Source organism: Amycolatopsis sp. NPDC059021 (genome assembly GCF_042739895.1).
Lineage (GTDB): Bacteria > Actinomycetota > Actinomycetes > Mycobacteriales > Pseudonocardiaceae > Amycolatopsis.
Map to the genome: position 1 here is coordinate 1 of NZ_JBHYIQ010000050.1, position 16912 is coordinate 16912.

18 protein-coding genes are annotated in these 16912 nt (G+C 70.5%); 8 read left to right on the top strand and 10 right to left on the bottom strand.

Annotation, left to right across the window (positions count from 1 at the left end):
- Positions 1 to 641 precede the first annotated feature (641 nt).
- Both ACFWX1_RS26895 and ACFWX1_RS26900 read left to right on the top strand, forming a co-directional pair.
- Positions 642 to 1607, top strand: a complete 966-nt coding sequence (locus tag ACFWX1_RS26895; RefSeq protein ID WP_378391827.1) for a winged helix-turn-helix transcriptional regulator — start codon at positions 642 to 644, stop codon at positions 1605 to 1607.
- A gap of 90 nt (positions 1608 to 1697) precedes the next feature.
- Positions 1698 to 1886 (top strand): DUF5302 domain-containing protein, encoded by a 189-nt coding sequence (locus tag ACFWX1_RS26900; protein WP_378331460.1) that lies wholly within the window; start codon positions 1698 to 1700, stop codon positions 1884 to 1886.
- Positions 1887 to 1943: 57 nt separating this feature from the next.
- On the opposite strand, the gene ACFWX1_RS26905 is transcribed toward ACFWX1_RS26900, so the two are convergent.
- The 4 genes from ACFWX1_RS26905 to ACFWX1_RS26920 all read right to left on the bottom strand — a co-directional run bounded on the left by ACFWX1_RS26905 (position 1944) and on the right by ACFWX1_RS26920 (position 6008).
- Complete coding sequence (locus tag ACFWX1_RS26905) at positions 1944 to 3014, bottom strand: Glu/Leu/Phe/Val dehydrogenase dimerization domain-containing protein (RefSeq protein WP_378391829.1); 1071 nt, start codon at positions 3012 to 3014, stop codon at positions 1944 to 1946.
- Between the two features lie 206 nt (positions 3015 to 3220).
- Positions 3221 to 4417, bottom strand: a complete 1197-nt coding sequence (locus ACFWX1_RS26910; protein ID WP_378391831.1) for a kynureninase — start codon at positions 4415 to 4417, stop codon at positions 3221 to 3223.
- Positions 4414 to 5196, bottom strand: coding sequence for a tryptophan 2,3-dioxygenase (locus ACFWX1_RS26915; RefSeq protein WP_378391833.1), 783 nt, complete (start codon positions 5194 to 5196; stop codon positions 4414 to 4416). The genes ACFWX1_RS26910 and ACFWX1_RS26915 overlap by 4 nt, the downstream gene beginning before the upstream one ends.
- Positions 5193 to 6008 (bottom strand): PaaX family transcriptional regulator C-terminal domain-containing protein, encoded by an 816-nt coding sequence (locus tag ACFWX1_RS26920; RefSeq protein WP_378391835.1) that lies wholly within the window; start codon positions 6006 to 6008, stop codon positions 5193 to 5195. Before ACFWX1_RS26920 ends, ACFWX1_RS26915 begins: the two co-directional genes overlap by 4 nt.
- Positions 6009 to 6056: 48 nt before the next feature.
- Between ACFWX1_RS26920 and ACFWX1_RS26925 the strand changes: the two genes are divergently transcribed.
- The 4 genes from ACFWX1_RS26925 to ACFWX1_RS26940 are packed head-to-tail and all read left to right on the top strand — an operon-like array spanning position 6057 to position 9845.
- A complete protein-coding gene (locus ACFWX1_RS26925) occupies positions 6057 to 6809 on the top strand; it encodes a creatininase family protein (RefSeq protein WP_378391837.1) in 753 nt (250 codons plus the stop codon).
- Positions 6806 to 8332, top strand: coding sequence for a benzoate-CoA ligase family protein (locus ACFWX1_RS26930; RefSeq protein WP_378391839.1), 1527 nt, complete (start codon positions 6806 to 6808; stop codon positions 8330 to 8332). Before ACFWX1_RS26925 ends, ACFWX1_RS26930 begins: the two co-directional genes overlap by 4 nt.
- Positions 8329 to 9021 carry an SDR family NAD(P)-dependent oxidoreductase gene (locus ACFWX1_RS26935; RefSeq protein ID WP_378391841.1) on the top strand — a complete coding sequence of 231 codons (693 nt, stop codon included), beginning with the start codon at positions 8329 to 8331 and terminating at the stop codon, positions 9019 to 9021. Before ACFWX1_RS26930 ends, ACFWX1_RS26935 begins: the two co-directional genes overlap by 4 nt.
- Entirely contained in the window at positions 9018 to 9845 is an 828-nt protein-coding gene (locus ACFWX1_RS26940; RefSeq protein WP_378391843.1) for an enoyl-CoA hydratase family protein, read from the top strand. The genes ACFWX1_RS26935 and ACFWX1_RS26940 overlap by 4 nt, the downstream gene beginning before the upstream one ends.
- Positions 9846 to 10016: 171 nt before the next feature.
- On the opposite strand, the gene ACFWX1_RS26945 is transcribed toward ACFWX1_RS26940, so the two are convergent.
- A complete protein-coding gene (locus tag ACFWX1_RS26945; RefSeq protein ID WP_378391845.1) occupies positions 10017 to 10937 on the bottom strand; it encodes an SMP-30/gluconolactonase/LRE family protein in 921 nt (306 codons plus the stop codon).
- Between the two features lie 117 nt (positions 10938 to 11054).
- On the opposite strand from ACFWX1_RS26945, the gene ACFWX1_RS26950 reads away from it, so the two are divergent.
- Positions 11055 to 11285 (top strand): hypothetical protein, encoded by a 231-nt coding sequence (locus tag ACFWX1_RS26950; protein ID WP_378391847.1) that lies wholly within the window; start codon positions 11055 to 11057, stop codon positions 11283 to 11285.
- A 12-nt stretch (positions 11286 to 11297) separates the two neighbouring features.
- Here ACFWX1_RS26950 and ACFWX1_RS26955 read toward each other — a convergent pair whose 3' ends face one another.
- Positions 11298 to 12893, bottom strand: a complete 1596-nt coding sequence (locus ACFWX1_RS26955; protein ID WP_378391849.1) for a multicopper oxidase family protein — start codon at positions 12891 to 12893, stop codon at positions 11298 to 11300.
- Positions 12886 to 13302, bottom strand: a complete 417-nt coding sequence (locus tag ACFWX1_RS26960) for a hypothetical protein (RefSeq protein WP_378391851.1) — start codon at positions 13300 to 13302, stop codon at positions 12886 to 12888. Before ACFWX1_RS26960 ends, ACFWX1_RS26955 begins: the two co-directional genes overlap by 8 nt.
- Positions 13303 to 13380: 78 nt before the next feature.
- Here ACFWX1_RS26960 and ACFWX1_RS26965 point away from each other — a divergent pair, with 78 nt between their 5' ends.
- Complete coding sequence (locus tag ACFWX1_RS26965) at positions 13381 to 14280, top strand: LysR substrate-binding domain-containing protein (RefSeq protein ID WP_378391853.1); 900 nt, start codon at positions 13381 to 13383, stop codon at positions 14278 to 14280.
- On the opposite strand, the gene ACFWX1_RS26970 is transcribed toward ACFWX1_RS26965, so the two are convergent.
- Genes ACFWX1_RS26970 through ACFWX1_RS26980 form a run of 3 tightly spaced genes read right to left on the bottom strand, consistent with a single transcriptional unit; the run spans position 14271 to position 16746 of the window.
- Positions 14271 to 14927 (bottom strand): histidine phosphatase family protein, encoded by a 657-nt coding sequence (locus ACFWX1_RS26970; RefSeq protein WP_378391855.1) that lies wholly within the window; start codon positions 14925 to 14927, stop codon positions 14271 to 14273. The two genes, ACFWX1_RS26965 and ACFWX1_RS26970, sit on opposite strands and share 10 nt — an antisense overlap.
- On the bottom strand, positions 14927 to 15997 hold the full coding sequence (locus ACFWX1_RS26975) for a phosphotransferase family protein (RefSeq protein ID WP_378391857.1): 1071 nt from the start codon (positions 15995 to 15997) through the stop codon (positions 14927 to 14929). Before ACFWX1_RS26975 ends, ACFWX1_RS26970 begins: the two co-directional genes overlap by 1 nt.
- On the bottom strand, positions 15994 to 16746 hold the full coding sequence (locus ACFWX1_RS26980) for an SDR family oxidoreductase (protein ID WP_378341594.1): 753 nt from the start codon (positions 16744 to 16746) through the stop codon (positions 15994 to 15996). The genes ACFWX1_RS26975 and ACFWX1_RS26980 overlap by 4 nt, the downstream gene beginning before the upstream one ends.
- Positions 16747 to 16912 lie beyond the last annotated feature (166 nt).

Sequence of the window (16912 nt, forward strand, 5' to 3'; positions counted from 1 at the left end):
GCCCGCTCGGTGTGTGTTTTGGTGGGGGTGGTTTGTGGTTTTGCCGCCCCCCCCCGCGCCCCCCCCCCCCCGCGCGGGGGGCGCGCCCCCCCCCCCCCCCCGGGGTTCCGGCGGAGAGCACAGCACGGCCCCCACACGCCGCGGAGCGACGTGTGCCCTTCCATGCGTTGCTTCGGCCTCCGCCGGCCTCCTCCCGCCCCGCTCCCGGTCCTGCCGGGTGCGTGCCGGAGGAGGTGCTTCTTATCCGGGAATCCCGGCCGCGCTTTCCGCGACCGCGAAACCCGCAGGCCACAGGCCTGTCCTTCCGACCTGGCTACCGTTTCCGTAGCGGGCTGATCCCCCTGGCCAGGCCGGAAGCGGCCAGGCGGGGCAGTCTTCGGCGGCCCCTCGGGCCGCGTTGCCGATCTCGGTGCCACCCAGCGCGTATGCGACGCGCAGGCACGGTTTGGCCTGTTCGGCTCCGTGAGCGTCCGGTGCCGTCCTTGCCGCCGTCGGCGGCTGTGCGGAAGTGCTGACCATCGGGCTCTCCCCTGCGGTGCGGGCTGACGGGGACGAGACTATGATTTGTGTACCCAGCTGTCAATAGGCTTCTCTAGGTGTAGTCAGCTAAGCTGGGTCCACGACGGAAAGAGGGGTCCCCGGTGACCGAAGCGACCGCACACCGTGTCCGACCGGCAGGAGAGTCGGTCCGCCGAGCACTCGAGCTGCTCGGCGACCAGTGGACGCTGCTCATCCTGCAAGGCGTCTTCCTGCGCTTCCGGCGGTACGAGCAGCTTCGGCTGCGGCTGGGCATCTCCCCGACCGCGCTGTCCGGGCGGCTGGGTGCCCTGGTGGAGAACGGGGTCCTGCTCCGGACCCCGTACCGTGACACCAACCGCACCCGCCACGAGTACCGGCTCACCGAACGCGGCCTCGAACTGTGGCCGCTGTTCATCTCGATCTGGGCGTGGGAGCGCGAATGGATCCCCGGCCGCCGGGAGGTCCTGCCGACGCTGATCCACCTCGACTGCGGGCTGACCACCTCGGCACCGCTGGGCTGCGGTACCTGTGGCTGCCGGGTCGACGCGCGCGACATCAGCGCGAAACGGCTCGACGCGACCGGGATCGGCGTGGCGACGGCGTCGAAACGCTTCCGCCGCAAGGACGCCGAACCGCTCGCGCACGACCCGGTGATGTTCTTCCCGGACACCATGGAACTGCTCGGCGACCGGTGGTCCACCGGGCTGGTGTCCTCGGCGATGCTCGGCGCGCGGCACTTCTCGGAGTTCGAACGCGAACTCGGCATCGGCCCGAGTGTGCTGTCGGGGCGGCTCAGCAGGCTCGTCGAAGTCGGCGTCCTGCGGACCGAAACGGCCGCGACCCGCGCCGACGCCAGGGCCTACCGGCTCACCTCGAAGGGACTGGCGTTCTTCCCTGCGCTCGCCTTCATCGTGGAGTGGGCGCGCGGCTTCGAGGTACCGGGCCAGGACGCGGACCTCACGCTCTACCACGACGAATGCGGGAACCGGCTGCTGCCGACCCTGTTGTGCGACCACTGCGGCCGTCCCCTGGTCCGCGACCGGATCCGCTTCGGCGGTCCAGTCCAGATGCCCGCACCGGATCGGTGATTCTCCCGACGCCGGGGCCAAATCCGCTCGCCAACGCGGCACGCACCTGACAGGCTGGAGCCGTCACACGTCGTAACCTCGGAGGTAAGCATGGCTGAACCGGAACCGTCGCGGCAGAGCGGCGAGGAGGACGACGTCAAGCGCAAGTTCCGCGAGGCGCTCGAGCGCAAGCAGGCCCACGCGCGATCGGGTTCTTCCCACGAGAACGGTGGCCCGAAGAACCAGCACGCGCACGGCCCCGCCGCGAACAAGCGCCAGTTCCGCCGCAAGAGCGGATAGGACCTCGCCGCCTCCGGGAAAGGCCCCTCCCCCGCCGGGGAAGGGGCCTTTCCCGCGTCAGAGCAGGATTCCCCGCAGGCGGCCGACGTCGGCCATGCGCCGTTCGGCGAGACGGTCCGCGGCGGTGGCGGGCGGCACGCCTTCGGACTTCGCGAGCGCGTACACGGCCTTCGTGGTGTCGAAGATCGCCGTCGTCTTGCGCTTGGCCCGCGCGAAGTCGAACCCGTGCCGCTCGTCGTCGACCTGGATCACGCCGCCGGCGTTGACGAGGTAGTCCGGGGCGAACAGGATGCCGCGGTCGTCGAGCATCTTGTCCACCCCGGGGTGCGCAAGCTGGTTGTTCGCCGCACCGCACACGATCCGCGCCCGCAGCGCGGCCACCGTGTCGTCGTTCAGCACCCCGCCCAGCGCGCACGGCGCGAAAACGTCCACTTCGGACCGGATCAGAGTGTCCACATCGGACACTACCTCGACGCCGGGATACGCCGCGCGGACCCGGTCCAGCGCGGCAGGCGAAACGTCGGAGACCACCACGTGCGCACCCGCCTCGACCAGATGCCCGACGAGGATGTGCCCCACCTTGCCGACGCCCGCGACACCGACGCGGCGCCCGGTCAGCTCCGGCACACCCCAGACGTGCTCGGCGGAGGCACGCATGCCCTGGTACACCCCGAAAGCAGTGAGGACGGACGAGTCGCCGGCGCCGCCGTCCTCGGGCGAGCGGCCGGTGACGAACCGCGATTCGCGGGCCACGACGTCCATGTCCCGCACATAGGTGCCGACGTCGCAGGCGGTGATGTAGCGGCCGCCGAGCGACTGCACGAAACGCCCGTAGGCCCGAAGGAGTGACTCGGATTTCTGCGTCGCGGGGTCGCCGATGATCACGGCCTTCCCGCCGCCGAGGTCGAGCCCGGCCAGCGCGTTCTTGTAGGCCATCCCCTTCGACAGCGCGAGGACGTCGGCGAGCGCGGCGTCCTCGGACTCGTAGGGATAGAAGCGGGTGCCGCCGAGCGCGGGGCCCAGTGCGGTCGAGTAGATACCGATGATGGCCTTCAGGCCGCTGGCCTGGTCGTGGCAGAACACGACTTGCTCATGGCCGGTGTTCCGGCCGAACACTCCTTCGGTCACGGTGGTGACTCCTTCGTCGACCCGCGCACGGCTGTGGCCGCTGCGCACCTGGTGGGTGGTCCGGAGCACCGGCCGATGGGGATCGCCCCTCGGCCGGTGCCTCACCCCGCCAACCTAAGGCCCAGGCTGATCACCGGCCAAGGCCGGTCCCAGGTTCCGGGCGCGAAACGTGTCCGGATGGCCGCACACGCCCCGCAGCCCGGGAGTCACCGTCCGCGGACGACCTCGCCCAGCGTCGCCATCGCCGTTTCGAGCTGCAGGTCGGACAGATACGGCGCGGGGCCGAAGCGCAGGTACGGGCCGCGCGCGTCGGTGCGCACCCCGCGTTCGGCGAGCGCGAGCTGGAGGCCGGCGGCGTCGCGGCACCGCAGGGAGAGGAAGCCGCCGATCATGCCCAGCGGGGTCTCGCGGTCGCGGGTGACGACGTCGGAGGGCAGGTCCAGTTCGTCGAAGTGACGCGCGAGCAGGCCGACCTGGTGCTGCGACACCTCGCGCAGGAACTGCGGGGTCAGCCCCTGCTCGGTGAAGAACCGCTGCACCCGCACGGCCCGGTAGTGACTGGTCGGGTCGTAGGTCGCCCCGGCGAAGCGGTCGCTGCCCGGTGCGTAGGCGACCGCGCCGGGCCGCCGCTCGTCGGCCAGCGCGCCGAACTCGGCGTACCACCCGGTGATCACCGGCCGCAGTTCCTGCGCGTGCGCGGGCAGCCGCAGGAAACAGTTGCCCTCGCCGAGCTGGAGGTACTTGTAGCCGCCACCGAGCACCCAGGCGTTGGTCAGTCCGAGGTCGTGCAGCGAGAACGGGACGACGCCGAGCGCGTGGTAGGCGTCGACGACGAGTTCGACCGAGCGGCCACGGCACACGTCGGCGAGGTGCGCGAGCCCCGGCACGAGCCGGGAGGTCTCGAACAGCACGGCCGAGATCAGCACCGCGGCGGTTCCGCCGTCGACCTGGTCGGCGACGCGCTCGGCGAGCGTGGCGACCGGCTCGACCGGGACCCGGACGACCTCGACGCCCTCCTCCTCCAGCCGGGCGAGCTGGCGGCGCAGGGTGTGGAACTCGCCGTCGGTGGTCACCAGCCGGGGTCGCCGGGGCAGATCCACCGCGGAGAGGAAGCGGAGCACGAGGTCGTGGGTGCTGGTCCCGAGCGCGAACTCGCCGCGCCGGTCGCCGAGCAGGACGCGGAATCCCGCGCGCAGTTCGTCGGCCTTCGCGAACGCGCGGTCCCACTTGGCGTCGACGTCGCGGGCGGCGTCGGCGAAGGCTTCGAGCAACCCCTCCTCGGCGACGTCCGGCCAGGCCTGATGGGAATGTCCGGTCAACAGGAGCCGGTCGGCCACCGCGAAGCGGCGGTAGTACCCGGCCAGTGCGTTGGGGCTGGTGCGGATGTCGTCGAGAGTGCTCACAGCTGGCTCCGGACTGCCCAGAGATCCGGGAACATCGGACGGAACAAGGTAGTCCGCAGGTAGGTCGCGCCAGAGGACCCACCAGTCCCGGTCTTGTCTCCGATGGTGCGTTCGACCATCTTCACGTGACGATAGCGCCACTCCTGCATCCCTTCGTCCAGGTCCACCATGTGCTCGGCGACCACTGATTGACCGCTGTCGTCGCGGTACACCTTCAGCAGTACCGCCTGCAGCTCGGGCGAGGGCTCCACCGGTCGGGTGACGTCGGCGCGGCGGGGAATCGAGTAACCGCTTTCCGCCAGATAGGTGAGGAAGGAATCGAACAGCGAGGGCCTGCTCAGCGCGTCGGCGATGCGCTTCCGCTGCTCAGAGCCCTCCGGGTAGTGGGTTAGGACACTTTCGTCCCGCCTGCCGAGAACCGCTTCCAGCTCCCGGAACTGCCCCGACTGGAAGCCGCTGGAGGCGTCCAGCCGGGCGCGGAAGCTGCTGAACTGGCTCGGCGTCATCGTCTCCAGGACGTCGATCTGCTCGACGACCACCTTGAGCACGGTGAGGATCCGCCGCAGCGTGCGGATCGCGTGCGCCGTCCGGCCCGCTTCGAGGTTCTCCTGCAGGTAGCGCGCCTCGTGCAGGAGCTGCTTGAACCACAGCTCGTACACCTGGTGGATCACGATGAACAGCAGCTCGTCGTGCTCGTCCGACCGGGGCCGCTGCGCGTCCAGGAGATCGTCCAGCGCCAGGTAGGACGTGTAACTCAGCGCCTGCTCGGTATCGGTCATAACTGAACCGCCTTGTCGAAGTGGCGCTGGGCCGCCGGGGCCAGCGCCGTGTACAGATCGTGGAACAACTCGACCGCGGCCGCCCGGCGCCGCGGCGCGGGCACCAGGTCCGCCGGCAGTTCCGGGTCGAGCGCGGGGAACGCGCGGAACGTGTGCACCAGCCGGGTCCGCACCCCGAACGCACCGGGGTCGTCCAGCTCGCCGGGTTTGTGCCCGCCGAACTCGTCGACGAAGGCGTCGTAGCGAGCCGACAGTTCGTCGAGATCCCAGGCACGTCCGGCGAAACGGCGGACGTCCAGGCCCCCCGACGGCCGTCCGAGAAAGAGCCCGGCGTACTCGGTGACGTCGAGATCCGCCAGCAACGCGAGCACCTCGGCCTCGCGGTCGTGCGGGGCGATCCAGGTGCCGTCGGTGTACGGGCCGAAGCCGAGGAACCGCAGCCGCCGGACCAGCCGTTCCCTGGCCTGCCGCCGGATTTCCGGGATGTTCTGCCACAGCACGGTCCAGGTCCCGGCCGGGATCTCCCGGCGGCCGAGGGAGAAGATCCGCCGGTCGCCGTCGGCGAGGAGCGCGACGGTGCGGGCGGTCAGCGAGTAGTGCACGTGCCGCCCGGCGCGATGCCTTTGCAGGAGGTCGCGGCGGGCGAGCCTGGCCAGCGCGATGCGCGCGGCGCCGTCGGAGAAACCCAGCTCCGCGAGCAGCGCGACGAGCCCGCCGGACCAGATCCGCCGGGTCTCGCGCGGGTGCACGTAGCTGCCCAGCAGCGTGATGACCAGCTCCTGGGGGCTCGGCTCGAATCCGTCGACGGCCACGCTCCCAACTCTATACACCCCAGGCCGCTGCGGTGTAGGTTGAATCCCGTGACGTTCTTCGCGGATCTCACGTCCCGGCAGGTGGCCGAGCTGTCCGCCGGTACGCGTACGCCGGTGCTGTTGCTCCCCCTCGGCGCGATCGAGCCGCACGGCCCGCACGCGCCGATCGGCACGGATCCGCTGATCTCGCACGGAATGTGCGCCCGTGCGGCGGACCGCCTCGCCGCGGATCCCGACGTGCGCGTGCTCGTCCTTCCTGCGCTCCCGTACGGGGTGACGCGGTTCGCCGCCGGGTTCGCCGGAGGCATCCACATCGGCGAAGAGACCTTGCACGCGTTGCTCGTCGACGTCGGGGCGGCGCTGATCGGCCAGGGCCTGCCACGGATCCTGCTGGTGAACAACCACTTCGAGCCCGCGCATCTGACGACGCTGCGCCGCGCGGCCGAGACGCTGAACACCGAGCACGGCGGCCGCGTCGCCCATCTCGACCTGGTGCGCCGCCGGAACGCGCAGCGGCTCACCGAAGAGTTTCGCAGCGGCGAGTGCCATGCCGGACGTTACGAGACCTCGCTGGTGCTGGCCGACCGGCCCGAGCTCGTCGACGAACCGCTGATGCGGACGTTGCCGCGTGTGCCGGTCACGCTGGCGGCGGCCTCGCCGAACGCCGGCTTCAAGGAATTGGGGATGACCGACGCGTACTGCGGTTCGCCCGCCGAAGCGACCGCCGAGGAAGGCGAGGCCACCTTCGGCGTGCTGACCGACCTGCTGGTGGAAGCCATCCACGAACTGGGGACCCGATGAGCAAGCCGGTCAACCTCGCCACGTACTTCGTCGACCGTCACGTCGAGGAGGGTCGCGGCGCGCGGACGGCGTTGCTGTGTGGTGAGAAGACCGTCAGCTACGCCGAGCTGGCGAAGCTCGTCAACCGGATCGGCCATGTGCTGCGCGACGCGGGTGTCCGAAGTGGACAAAGGGTGCTGCTCGCGCTGAGCGACGGCGAAGAGTTCGTCGCGACGTGGTACGCCGCGCAGAAGATCGGCGCGGTCACCGCCGAGGTCTATCCGTTCCTGCAGCCCAAGGATTACGCCTACTACCTGCGCTACACCGAAGCCGTCGTGGTGATCGCGGACGCGGTCACGCTGCCCGCACTGCGCGAAGCGGGGGCGCGGAATCTGCTGGTCACCGACGTCCCGCCGGAAGAGCTACTCCCTGGCGAACGTCCATTGCGGACACTCGCGGCCGAGGCGTCCGACGAGCTGGCGCCCGCACCGACCACAGTGGACGATGTCGGGATCTGGAAGTTCACCACGGGTAGCACCGGTTCACCCAAGGCCTGCGTGCATCCGCTGCGCAGCCCAGTGGAAAGCTTCGAACGCTACGCGCTCGGTGTCCTCGGCTTACGAGAAGACGACCGGATTCTCGCCGTGCCCAAGCTTTTCTTCGGATACGCACGCGACCTCGTCGCGTTGTTCCCCTTCGGCGTCGGCGCCACCGGGATCGTGTTCCCCCAGCGGACGACGGCGGACCTGATCTTCGAGCTGATCGCGCGGCACCGGCCGACCGTACTGGTCAACGTGCCGACGATGATGAGCGCCATGATCGCCCATCCGGCGGCGTCCGAACAGGACCTGAGCTGCCTGCGCCTGACGACGTCGGCGGGCGAGGCGCTGCCGCCGGAACTGCATCGCAAATGGGACGCGGCCTTCGGCGTCCCGGTCGTGGACGGCATCGGCTCGTCGGAGGCCTACCACATCTACTTGTCCAACCGGCCGGGTGAGGCGCGGTACGGCAGCCTCGGCCGGGAGGTCCCCGGCTACACCGCCCAGGTCGTCGACGAGACCGGGAATCCCTTGCCGGACGGGGAAATCGGGCCACTGCGGATCACTGGTCCGACGATCGCGCTGGAGTACTACGGCGACGCCGAGAAGTCCGCGAAGACCTTCGACGGCGACACCCTGACCTCCGGCGACCTGTTCAGCCGCGACACCGGCGGCTTCTACCATCACCACGGTCGCGCCGACGATCTGCTCAAGGTCGGCGGCGTTTTCGTGGCCCCTGGCGAGATCGAGGACTGCCTGCTCGGGCATCCGGACGTCGCGGACTGCGCTGTCCTCGGGACCACAGTGGACGGACTCGTACTCCCGCGCGCCTGCGTCGTCCTCCGGCCGGGGGCGACGGTCGAACCGCAGGCGCTCAAGGACTTCGCGCGCGCCCACCTCGCCAAGCACAAGTACCCGCGAGAGGTCGTGTTCGTGACCGAACTCCCCCGTACCGCCAACGGAAAACTCGACCGGCGGGCGCTGCGCGCGATGGCGGGCTCGTGAACCGCCGCGTCGTCGTCACCGGTGGCACGCGCGGTATCGGCGCCGCGATCGCCGACCGTTTCCGCGCCGCGGGCGACACCGTCCTCGCGCCTGGACGTACCGAATGCGACGTCACCGACGAAGCAGCGGTCAAGGCGTTCTTCGCCGAAGCGGGCCCGATCGACGTACTGATCAACAATGCGGGCGTGTCGACGAGCGCGCCCGTGCACGCCACGAGTGTCGAAGACTGGCGGACGCAGTTCGAGGTCAACGCGACCGGGGCGTTCCTGTGCACCCGCGCCGTCCTGCCCGGCATGCGGGAACGCGATCACGGCCGGATCGTCACCGTCGCCTCGACCGCCGGCCACGTCGGCTATCGCTACACCGCCGGGTACACCGCGTCGAAACACGCTGCGGTCGGCCTGATGCGCGCGGTCGCCGCGGAGGTGGCGGGCACCGGGGTCACCGCCAACGCGGTGTGCCCCGCGTTCGTGCGGACCGGCATGACGGCCACGTCGGTGGCCAGGATCCGGGAACGCACCGGGCGGGACGAGGCCGCCGCCGAAGCCGCGCTCGCCGCCGCGTCCGCGCTGGGCAGACTGCTCGAACCCGACGAGGTCGCCTACGCGGTGACCTTCTTCGCGGCGCCCGAAGCGGCCGCGATCAACGGCCAGACGCTCGTACTCGACGGTGGAGGAATCCAGTCATGAGCCCGTTCCGCGCCACTCCCCCGATCACCGCGGAGTGGGAACATTTCGAGTTCACTGTGGACCGTGGTGTTGCGACGGTCGTTTTGGACCGTCCGGACAAGCTCAACGCGCTGACCTTCGACAGCTACGCCGATCTGCGGGACCTGCTCGCCGAGCTGCCGCATCGCGGCGACGTGAAGGTGCTCGTGCTCACCGGGCGCGGGCGCGGGTTCTGTTCCGGCGGCGACGTCGAAGAGATCATCGGCGAGCTGCAGAAGATGGAGACCGCCGAACTGCTGGAGTTCACCCGGATGACCGGGGCCGTGGTGAAGGCGATGCGGGAATGCCCGCTGCCGATCATCGCCGCCGTCAACGGTGTCGCGGCCGGCGCCGGTTCGGTGCTCGCGCTGGCCAGCGACTTCCGGCTGCTGGCCCGGTCGGCGAAATTCGCGTTCCTGTTCACCAAGGTCGGCCTCGCCGGGGCCGACATGGGCTCGGCGTATCTGCTGCCCCGGCTGGTCGGCCTCGGCCGGGCCACGGAACTGCTGATGCTCGGCGACAAGGTCGACGCCGCCCGTGCCGAGTCGATCGGCCTCGCATCGTCGGTGGTGGACGATGAGGAACTCCCGGCCGCCGCCATGGCGCTCGCACGGCGGCTGGCCGACGGACCGGCACTCGCCTACGCCACCACGAAGGTCCTGCTGACCCGGGAGCTGGACATGGACCTCGGCAGTTCCATCGAGCTGGAGGCGATCACCCAGGCACTGCTCATGACCAGCAAGGACCACCACGAGTTCTACGCCGCATGGTCGGCCGGGCGTAGTCCACAGTGGACGGGTCGTTAGCGGCGGCTTCGCCTGTCGCGCACGCTCCGTACGGGACGATCAACGTCGCGAACGGAGCGTTCGCGACACAGGGGCCTCGCGCCCGGTCACGCCGTGCCGGTGTCGTGAACGACGCGTTCGGGACGTTCACCGTCGCCAACGACGCGTTCAGGACACACACTGCCGCCGCGCTCAGCGGCTGGTGACCGCGATCGCCGGATCGGCGAGGCTGCCGAAGTACAGCCTGCCGTCGCGCTCCCGCACACCGGTGAGCATGTGGAAGTCCGCGATCTCGCCGCGGAACTCGCGCTCCACCAGACCGTCCGCGGCGACACCGATGACACCCACCTCGCGCCCCGGCTGCGGCTGGACGCCGTCGGGCAGGGCACGCACGAGCGCGCGCAGCGGGGCGGGGAGCCTGCGGACGACGTCGAGCGCCGCGACGCGGGGACTGGCCTGGGTCACCCAGATCAGCCCGTCGCTGCCGGTGGAGATGTTGTCCGGGAAGCCGGGGAGGTCGTCGATCAGCGTGTCCACCTTGCCCGCGCGGGAGCCGTGCAGCCACACTCTGCTGACCCGGAACGCGCCGGTCTCGGCGACCGCGACGAACGACTCGTCCGGGGGCAGCGCGACGCCGTTCGCGAACTGGAAGCCGTCGGCGAGCTGGTCGATCTTCCCGTCCGGGGTCCGCCGCAGCAGGCGCCCGCCGCCGGTCTGCTCGATGAGGTCGTCCCGCCAGCGCTCGATGCCGAAGCGCCGCGAGGAGTCGGTGAAGTACACCGTGCCGTCCGCGGCGACGGCGGCGTTGTTGCAGAAGACGAAGTCCAGCCCCACCGCCGACGTCGCGAGCGTGGTGACGTCCCCGCCGCCGAGCGGCACGGTCAGCAGGCCCGCGTGCGCGTCGCAGATCAGCAGCTCGTCCTCGCCGAAGAACTCGATCCCGAGCGGCCGTCCGCCGGTGTCGGCGAGCACGTCGATGCGCCTGCCGTCCGGCGCGACCCGCAGGATCCGGCCGTCCACGACCCCGGTGTAGATCCGGCCCTCGGCGTCGACCACCACGTCCTCGGTGCCGAACCCGTTGACCGGGATCAGCGTCACCTCACCGAATCGCATGCGTACCTCCTGCCGCCAGCGGTCACCCGATCGCGTCCGCACGCACGAGCGGGCCACGAAAGCATTACACCGCACCGGGACCGTTGCACTCCGGGCCCGCACCGCGACCCACCTCTTGTGGAGGTTCTCCGACGGGCGAAGGCGGACCGGCGCCTCGCGATCCACCGCACGTGGGCGGTGCTGCTCACGCTGCTCTCCGCCGCGCTGCTGCTCGTGCTCCCGGCCGTGTGGTGGACGCTCAGCGGCCGCCCAGGGCCCGCGTTCGTGCTGGTGGTCGCGGGTGCGCTCGCGGCGTGGCTGCTCGCGTTCGTCCGCGCCTGGGTGACCGGGACGCGGCTGAAACCCTGACCCGCGAACGGTTCAGACGACTTCGAGGTTCGCCATCATGCCCATGTCCTCGTGTTCGGCGTTGTGGCAGTGGAAGAGATAGCGGCCGCGATAGCCGTCGAACCGGGTGATGATCTCCGCCGCTTCGCCCGGCCGCAGGGACACGGTGTCCTTGAGCCCCGCGTCGTGCGGGAGCGGCGGCCTGCCGCCGCGCGAGAGCACCTGGAAGCCGACCAGGTGCAGGTGGACGGGATGGTGGACGTCGGCGACGAACCGCCACACCTCGACGTCGCCGAGGCCGACGGTGACGTCGGAGCGCGCGGGGTCGAACGGCAGCCCGCCGATGAGCCAGCCGTGCCCGCCGTTCAGCTGCCCGGCGCGGAAGGAGAACTCGCGCACCCGGACCGCGTCCGCCCGGTTCCAGGAGGGCAGATCGGTCGAAAGGACGGCCGGAACGCGGCTGTCGTCGGTGGCTTTGCGCGCCACCCGGAAGGCCATGACGTCCCCGGTGCGTCCGGAACCCAGCCGGTTCACGACCTTGACGAGGCTGCCGACCGGTACGCCCGCGAAGTCGACGATCACGTCGTAGCGCTCGGCGGGCGCGATCGGCAGCGACGTGTGGGTCACCGGCGCCGCGAGCAGTCCCTGGTCCGCGCCGATCTGGACGAGCTCGAGCCGGCGGCCGTCGTCGAGCACCGCTTCGAGTTCGTAGTGCCGCGCGTTCGAGGCGTTCAGGATCCGCAGCCGGTACCGGGCGGCGTCGACCTCGTGTACGGGCCACGGAGCGCCGTTGACCAGGATCACGTCGCCGAGCACTCCGGCGAGGTAGGACTCCCGCACCCCCGGCTGTCCGCGCAATGTGGGGTCGAGGGCGGGGTAGTCGAGACTTCCGTCGGCGGCGAACGCGCGGTCCGCGATCATCAGGGGCAGCTCCCGTGACCCCGAGGGCAGGCCGAGCGCTTCCTCGGCGTCGTCACGCACGATGTGCAGGCCCGCGAGACCTCGCCAGATCGCGGGAGCGGTGAAATCCATCCGATGGTCGTGATACCAGAGCAGCGACGACCGCTGATCCATCGGGAACGTGTAGTCCCGGGTCAGTTTCCGGTGCACCGCACGCGGATCGTGCATGCCCGCCATGGCGTGCCCACCATGGCCGTGGTGTGTGGCGTCCGGCCATCCCGCGGGCAGGACGAGGTCGGTCGGGTACCCGTCGGAGTCCGCCGGGGTCCGGCCGCCGTGCAGGTGCACGACGGTCGGCACGGGCAGTTCGTTGCGATGCGTCACGGTGATCGGCCTGCCCCGGCGCGCTTCGATTGTGGGGCCAGGGAACGTGCCCCCGTATGTCCACAATGGAGTCCGGACACCCGGCAGGATCTCCGCGGTCGTTTCGCGCTGCGTGATGGCGTACCGGTCGACACCGCCGGAGGTGCTGACCGGTGCCAGCACGGCGGGAATCGGCAACGGCACACTGAAGGCGGGCGGCAGCGGCACGGCACTGCGCAGTTCGGCGCCGGTGACCGGCGGGCGGCGCGACAACGCGGCCGCGCCCGACAGCCCGGTGGCCGCCAGCAGCCCGAGTGCCCCGCCGATCTCCAGCACCCGGCGCCTGCTCATCCGAAGGTCACGCATCGGCCCGCACCTCCCGCGCCGGCCGCCGGAAGGGCTGTCGCCACACCGCGACGAACTGGACGACGAGCGCGGCGATGGTCAGCACGCCCAGCGGCAGGTGCAGCCACAGCGCGCCAGCCAGCCCGGCGAAGTACTGCGCGGTCTCGGCCGCCACCAGCGCCAGCGTGGTGAGGAACGGCCAGGCCCGGCGCAGCCGGACCCACACCACGACCGCCACGATCAGCTGCAGATAGCCGATCGACGTGACGACGTCGGCCCCGGTCGCGTGCCAGCTCAGGCCGTCGTAATCCCCGCTGAGGTACACCCCGGCGAACACCGGCTGCCCGATGATCGCCACCAGATGCGCGCTGACGACGGCCCGCAATACCCCTCCGCTGACCGCGGAGGCGTCTTCCCCGTTTTGCTTCACCCCTCGAAGCTATGACTGCCGAGTTATCCTGTCTAAGATCAATATTGCTATGCCGTTATGACGCCGGAGGCATGGGTCATGGACCTGAACACGCTCAACCAGTTCCGCGTCGTGGCGCGGCTGGAACACCTCAGCCGCGCGGCCGACGAACTCCGGGTCGCCCAGCCTTCGGTGAGCCGCACCATCGCCCGGCTGGAAAGCGAACTCGGCGCCCCGCTGTTCGATCGCGCGGGACGGCTCCGGCTGAACGACACCGGCAAGCTCTTCCTCGGCTATGTCGAACGTGCCCTCGGCGAACTCGACGCGGGGCGGCGAGCCGTGGCCGAAGCCACCAGCGAGGGCTTCGGCACCGTGCGCCTGGCGTCGGAAACCTTCCTCACCCTCACCGGTCCGCTCGCGGCGTACAAGCGGGCCCATCCCGCCATCGAGGTCGAACTCCGCTGGACGCCCGCCGAGGACATGGGCCGCCTGCTGCGGGCGCAGGACGTCGACCTCTGCGTTGCCTCACAACCGATCCGCGCCGAGGGCCTGGAATCGGCCACGCTGTTCGAGGAGGCGGTATGGGTGGCCACCCCGCGCGACCACCCACTGGCGGGCCGTACGTCGGTGAGCATCGACGACCTGGCGGGCCAGCCCTTCGTGACCTCCCGCAAGGGACACTGGGTGCGCGGACTCCTCGACCGGCTCTTCGCCGGCCATGGCCTGACGCCGAAGATCGTTTGCGAGGGCGACGAGCACAGCGCGATCGCGGAACTGATCAGCGCGGGGCTCGGCATCGGTCTCGTCCCCGCCCTCGCCCGGCGCACCGCCACGAACGACGCGGTCGCCTGGATCGCCGTCGACGATCCCGGATGCCGCCGGACGGTCACGCTGTTCTGGGGCGCCGGCAGCCATCTCTCCAGCGCCGCCAGGCTGATGCGCACCCTGATCACCGGCTGGGACTGGGAAACCGGTGCCCCGCAAGGGAACTACCGGTAGGTCAGCAGTTTCGCCGCGTCCGCCTCGAAATGCGGATGTTCGTTGAACGACAACAGGGTCACCCCGCCCCGCCCGGACACCAGCTTGGTGATCCCGGCGTTCACGGTGACCCGGTTGAGCTTGAGCAGCCCGGCCTCCGGGGTACCCATGAGCGCCCCGCACAGCGTCGCGATCACGCCGCCGGAGGTGAACACCGCCGCGTGTTCCCCCTTGCCCAGCGACGCAACGAGATCGGCGAGCGCGCCCCGGCAGCGGTCCAGGAAGGCGGGCCAGGTCTCGGCGCACGGGCCGTCCGCGCCCGCTGCGATCCACGCGGTGAGCGCGGCGTCCAGCACCGCCTGGTAGGCCCGGGAATCCTCTTGCGGCGCGCCGCCGGCGTGATGACGCGCGATGTCGATGTGGTCGTACTCGTTCCAGCGCGCGTCCTCCGTCACGGCGATGCCCGAGCCGAGCACCTTGAGCGCGGTGGCGGCGGTGTCCCGTTGCCGGGCCAGCGTTCCCGAGCGCGCCTGGCTGAACTCGACGCCGCGCCGCAGCAGTTCCGCACCGGCCACAGTGGACTGTTCGAACCCGAGCGGGGACAGCCGGTCGTAGTCCTCGGCGCCGAACGACGCCTGCCCGTGCCGGACGAGGTAGATGGCGCCCACTAGGCCGTTCCCTTCCCGATGATCTCGCGGCAGCGCCAGTCCAGATACCCGGAGAACTGCCAGAGATCCTTGAACGCGGGGTTGTGCGTCTGGCCGTCGTGGTAGCGGCGGTAGATCTGTTGCAGCACAACGGCGAGCCGGAAGAGGCCGTACACCTCGTAGAAGCGCCAGTCGTCGATCTTCAGCCCCGTACGCTCCGCGTAGTGCGCCACGAACTCTTCGCGCGTGTACATACCGGGCAGGTGCGTCGGCTGGCGACGGCTCAGCTTCATCGTGTCGTCGTCATCGGCCTGCACCCAGTACGCGAGGGTGCTGCCCAGTTCCATCAGCGGGTCGCCGAGTGTGGCCATCTCCCAGTCCAGCACGCCGACGATGTCGAGGGTGTCCGGGCCGTCGAGCACGAGGTTGTCGAGCCGGTAGTCGTTGTGGATGAGGCAGATCTTCACCTCGCCGGGCTGGTTTTCCGTCAGCCAGGCCATCACCGCGGCGAAGTCGGGGACGTTGTCCGTACGCGACCGGGCGAACCGCTCCGACCAGCCGCGGATCTGCCGTTCGACGTACCCGGCGCCCTTACCGAGGTCGGCAAGCCCGGCCTCGTCGACGTCGACTGCGTGCAACTCGACGAGCCGGTCGACCACCCGGCCGGACAGGTCCCGCGCCCGTTCCGGGCTCAGTTCGAGACCGTCGGGAAGATCGCCGCGCAGGATGATTCCGTCGAGCTTCTCCATCACGTAGAAGTCGCCGCCGAGCACGGCCGGGTCGTCGCCGAAGGCCAGCACCTCGGGGACGTAACCGAACACCGGCTTGAGCGCGCGCTGCACCCGGAACTCGCGGCGCATGTCGTGCGCGGACGCGGCTTTGTGCCCCGCGGGCGGACGCCGCAGGATGAGGTCGCGACCGGGATAGCTCAGCAGATACGTCAGATTCGAGGCCCCGCCGGGGAACTGCCGCACCCGTGGCGGTTCCGCACCGAGCCCGTCGACACGCTCGCTCAGCCACGCGTGCACCGCGGCGGCGTCGAAGGCGTCTTCGGCACGGACCTCGACCGTGGCGTTTCCGGCGCTGCTCACAGGAACTTCTTCAGCAGAGCCTCCGGGGCCAGCCGCACCACGAGGCTGAGCGGCGTCCACGGCCAGCTCGGGACGTACGCCTTCGCGCCTTCCGCCTCGATCGCCTTGACCAGTGCCCGCACCCCGACCTCCGCGCGGGCGACCAGCGGGACGCCATCGTTGCGCGCGGTCATCTCCGACTCGATGAAGCCGGGCTGGATGTCGGTCACCTTGATCGGTGTCCGCCGCAGCTCGATCCGGGTGCCCTCGACGAACGTCGAGATGCCCGCCTTCGACGCCGCGTACGCCGTGAGGTTGCCGGGGAACCCGCGGATCGCGCTGAAGGACGAGATCACCGCGAGGTGCCCGGCCCGCTGCTCGCGGAAGATCCCCACCGCGGCCTCGACCTGGGCGGCCGCGGCGACGAAGTTGGTCTCCAGCGTCGTGCGGTTGGCGTCGAACCGGCCCTTGCCGATCGGCTGTCCCTTCCCGATTCCCGCGTTCACGATCACGCGGTCGAGCGAGCCCAGCTCCGCACGGAACTCCTCGAACACACTGAACACCCGATCATGGTCGTTGACGTCCAGCGGCCGGGTCACGACCTTGATACCGGGGAAGGCGCCCGTCAGCTCCTCGGCCAGCGCGTCGAGCCGCTCGGTCCGCCGCGCGCACAGCGCGAGATTGCGTCCCCGCGCCGCGAACTGGCGCGCCATGCCCTCGCCGAGTCCCGAGCTGGCGCCGGTGATCAGGATGTTCTTCCGCAGAGCCATACGGCGGAGCCTACCGGTAAGTAACAACGGCGTCTTCCCCATCCGGGAAGGAGTGACCGGTGGCCCGGCGCGGGGGGGGGGGCCCGGGCCCCCGGGCGAGAAACGCCAGCCCCACCCCCTGATAGGACACCGTCGGCGGGCCGGCCCCGCAACCGTTTAAACGTCC